The following is a 3,231-nucleotide window of genomic DNA, read 5'->3' as shown; positions in this document are numbered from 1 at the left end:
GACGCCGACGGCCTCACGGACACCGGCGCGTCACGGACGCAGGGCCCGCAGCAGCAGGTCCGCCAGGTGGTCGGCGACCTCCTGGGGGCTGAGCGGGCCGTCGGGGCGGTACCAGGTGGACAGGTGGTGCACGGAGCCGAAGTGGTAGTCGACCACCAGGTCGGCCGGCGTCGCCGTGGAGAAGACGCCCTCGCGCTGTCCCTCCTCGACCAGCGCGCGGAAGCGTTCGTGGTAGCGGCGGCGCTCGGCGCGCACCTGCTTGTTCTTCTCCGGGCCGAGGTGGTGCATGGAGCGGAAGAAGATCGACGCGTCGTCGAGGTTCTCGATCGTGGTGACGACGACGTCCGCCGCCGCGCCGCGCAGCCGCTTCTCGATCGGCTCGTCGGCGTCCGCGAAGTGGTCCAGGCGTTCCTGCTGGAGGCGCAGCACGCGCGCGTACACCTCGTGCAGCAGGTCGTCCTTGGAGCCGAAGTAGTGGTAGAGCGCCCCCTTGGTGACGCCGGCCGCCTCGACGATCTCCTGCACCGAGGTGCGGTCGTAGCCCCGCTCGGCGAAGAGCCGGGTGGCGGCGGCCAGGAGCCGCTGCGGCACAGGAGCCCCGTCACCGTCCGTCGTCCTGGGCACTGCCGCCACCCGCCTTTCCGTGTCGCTGTCAGTTGTCGTGGGTCAGGGAACGCAGTTCCCGCCTGAGGATCTTCCCACTGGCCGTCTTCGGCAGGTCCGGCAGGATCTCCACCTGACGCGGATACTTGTAGGCGGCCAGTTTCTCCTTGCAGTACGCGGCGAGCGCGGCCGGGTCCGCCTCGGCGCCGGGGCGCAGGCTGATGAAGGCCTTGACGGTCTCCCCGCGGTATCCGTCGGGCACCCCGACGACGGCGGCCTCGCGCACCGCCGGGTGCGTGTAGAGCACGTCCTCGACCTCGCGCGGCCACACCTTGAAGCCGGACGCGTTGATCATGTCCTTCTTGCGGTCGACGACGTACAGCCAGCCCTCGGGGTCCATGAAGCCGATGTCGCCGGTGCGCAGCTCGCCGTCGGGGAAGGTCTCGGCGGTGGCGTCGGGCCGCTGCCAGTAGCCGGGCACGACCTGCGGTCCGCGCACGACGATCTCGCCCTGCTCGCCGAAGGGCACCTCCTCGCCCCGGTCGTCGACGATCCGTACGACGGTGTCGGGGCCCGGCACGCCGACGGCCAGCGTGCCGGAGGCCTCGTCGACGGGCGCCTCCAGGTGCGGCGGGACGGAGGCGCAGGGTGCGGTGCACTCGGTCAGCCCGTAGCCGTTGCGGATGTACGGTCCGAAGCCGGCCCGGAACTTCTCCACCAGGGCGGGCGGCAGCGGGGCGCCGCCGGAGGAGATCACCCGGAAGGAGGAGAAGTGGTCGCGGCCGGCGCCGGGGTGGGCGGCCAGCGCCATGAAGGCGGTGGACGGGCCGACGGTGTAGTGCGGCCGGTGCTCGGCGAAGGCGTCCAGGACGACGCCCGGCTCGAAGCGGTACGCCAGGACGAGGGTGCCCGCGCTGTCGAGGCAGGCGCCGAGCTGGCAGACCATCCCGGTGATGTGGAACAGGGGCGCGAGGGCGAAGTAGACGGGCGCCTCGGGCAGGCCGAGCCCCGTGCGCTGCCGCTCGGCGTTGTACATGATGTTGCGGTGCGTGTTGGTGGCGCCCTTGGGGGTGCCGCTGGTGCCCGAGGTGTAGCTGATCAGCGCGGTGTCGCCGGGGGCGGGGTCGCGGTCCTCCGGGGCCGGGTGTCCCTGGCGGGCGATGGTGGTGAGGTCGTCGGCGTCCGGGGGCTGCGGGAGCCGTTCGAAGGTGAGCACGCGCGTGTCGCCGCGGCTCTGGAAGTCCAGTTCGCAGCCGGTGAGCACGATCCGCACGGGCGAGTCGGCGGCCGTGTCGCGCAGGTACGACTCCCAGGCCCGGTCGGAGCAGATCAGCGCGGCCACGCCGGCGTCCCGCAGGACGTGCGTCACCTCGCCCGACTTGTACATCGGGTTGACGGGCACGACGACCGCGCCCGCCTTCCAGGCGCCCAGCAGGGCGAGGACGAAGAGCGGGGAGTTCTGCAGCAGGACCGCCACCCGCTCGCCGCGCTCCAGGCCGCGTGCGGCGAGCCGGCCGGCGACGGAGTCGCTGAGCTCGTCGGCCTCGCGGTAGGTGAGGCGGCCGTCGAAGTAGGCGAGGAAGGCGCGGTCGGGGTTCTCGGCGGCCGCGCGGCGCAGGGCGTGCACCAGGGAGGCGGCGGGGTCGACGGGGGCGCGCTGGGCGTCGGTGAGCAGGGCCAGCCAGGGCTTGGCGGCGTAGCGGGAGGCGGTCACCGGTTCGCCTCCCACTGCTGCTGGAGGCGGTTCATGCCGGCCAGCCAGCGGTCCGGCTCGGCGGCGCGGGCCCGGTAGTACTCGGCGACCTCGGGGTGCGGCAGGACCAGGAAGCGGTCCTCCTCGACGGCCCGGAAGAGGGCGTCGGCCACGTCCTCCGGTTCGATCGCGGTCGGTTTGAGGACGAGGTCGCCCGCGCTGCCGCTGGCGTCGAGCATGTCGGTGCGCACGCCCTGCGGGCAGATCGCGTGGACCTTCACCCCTCGGTGGCGGTACGTCAGCGACAGCCACTCGGCGAAGGCGTAGGCGCCGTGCTTGGTGACGCTGTAGGGGGCGGTGCCGATCATGGTGAGCAGTCCGGCGGCGGAGACGGTGGAGACGAAGCGGCCGCTGCCGCGCTCCAGCCAGTCCGGGAGCAGTGCGTGCGCCGCGCGGACGTGCGCCATGACGTTGACGTCCCAGGAGAGCGCCCAGCCCTGCTCGTCGAGCGGTTCGCCGGGCTCCCCGCCGTCGCGGCCGACGCCCGCGTTGGCGCAGTACACGTCGACCGTCCCGCCGAGCGCGTCGCGGGCCTCGGCGACGATCGAGGAGGCGTCGCCCACGACGGCCAGGCCGCCGATCTCCTCGGCGACGGCCTTCGCGCGGTCGGCGTCCAGGTCGTTGACGACGACCCGTGCCCCCTGAGCGGCGAAGCGGCGGGCGAGGGCCGCCCCGATGCCGCCCCCGGCTCCCGTGACGACCACCTTCGCACCCTGCACGGCTTGCACCATCGGTCTCCTTCGTCGCGGCTCCCAGCGGCTACCGGCGCCAGACTAACCGGTCGGTATGCCCGGTGGAAGGGGTGTTCCGCGCGGGGCCGGTCCGGTTCGTTCCCCGGGGCGGCCGGGCGCGCTAGCGTGCGTGCGCATGACACC

The 3,231-nt window shown here is 73.3% G+C and carries 3 protein-coding genes; all 3 read right to left on the bottom strand.

Going from position 1 to position 3,231, the window contains the following annotated elements:
• Window positions 1-30 precede the first annotated feature (30 nt).
• The 3 genes from B7767_RS36350 to B7767_RS36340 are packed head-to-tail and all read right to left on the bottom strand — an operon-like array spanning window position 31 to window position 3,087.
• Window positions 31-624, bottom strand: coding sequence for a TetR/AcrR family transcriptional regulator (locus B7767_RS36350; protein ID WP_085575761.1), 594 nt, complete (start codon window positions 622-624; stop codon window positions 31-33).
• 28 nt (window positions 625-652) lie between these two features.
• On the bottom strand, window positions 653-2,317 hold the full coding sequence (locus tag B7767_RS36345; protein ID WP_085575762.1) for a class I adenylate-forming enzyme family protein: 1,665 nt from the start codon (window positions 2,315-2,317) through the stop codon (window positions 653-655).
• On the bottom strand, window positions 2,314-3,087 hold the full coding sequence (locus tag B7767_RS36340; protein ID WP_085575760.1) for an SDR family oxidoreductase: 774 nt from the start codon (window positions 3,085-3,087) through the stop codon (window positions 2,314-2,316). The genes B7767_RS36345 and B7767_RS36340 overlap by 4 nt, the downstream gene beginning before the upstream one ends.
• Window positions 3,088-3,231 lie beyond the last annotated feature (144 nt).

Source organism: Streptomyces sp. 13-12-16 (genome assembly GCF_002114215.1).
Lineage (GTDB): Bacteria > Actinomycetota > Actinomycetes > Streptomycetales > Streptomycetaceae > Streptomyces.
The sequence above is the reverse complement of the archived record's forward strand: the minus strand, read 5'-3'. Positions and strand labels throughout refer to the sequence as shown.

Bases quoted from the DNA above. Each gene is read 5' to 3' on its own strand.
- B7767_RS36340 (WP_085575760.1), bottom strand. From the start codon at position 3,087: ATGGTGCAAGCCGTGCAGGGTGCGAAGGTGGTCGTCACGGGAGCCGGG.